The 240-nt window shown below is 55.0% G+C and carries 1 protein-coding gene; it reads left to right on the forward strand.

Translation table 11 applies throughout. The features are described 5' to 3' along the window. The first annotated feature begins 10 nt into the window (after nt 1-10). Nucleotides 11-178: a DUF3817 domain-containing protein gene (locus MTCD1_RS23845; RefSeq protein ID WP_498067578.1), complete on the forward strand. Its 168-nt coding sequence runs from the start codon at nt 11-13 to the stop codon at nt 176-178. Nucleotides 179-240: the final 62 nt, after the last annotated feature.

Genomic DNA, 240 nt, shown 5'->3' on the forward strand with positions numbered 1-240 from the left:
CGCCTATTTGTTGGGACGCAAGGCAGGCTGGCCACTAACCCGCCTGCTCATCATCGCTTTGGCCGGAACGATTCCGTTCCTGTCCTTCGTCGCGGAGTATTTCGCTCGTAAGGATGTCAACTGTCGTATTGATGACGCGAAAGACTATTGGGCTCATCATGGCGCACCAACTGAGTGACGGGTTGTATGTACTCTCCCGCTACCTACTCCGGTACTGTGCTCCAGGCATCACCTCATTGC

It is taken from the genome of Colwellia marinimaniae (assembly GCF_002207865.1).
In the GTDB taxonomy this organism is placed as follows: domain Bacteria; phylum Pseudomonadota; class Gammaproteobacteria; order Enterobacterales; family Alteromonadaceae; genus Colwellia; species Colwellia marinimaniae.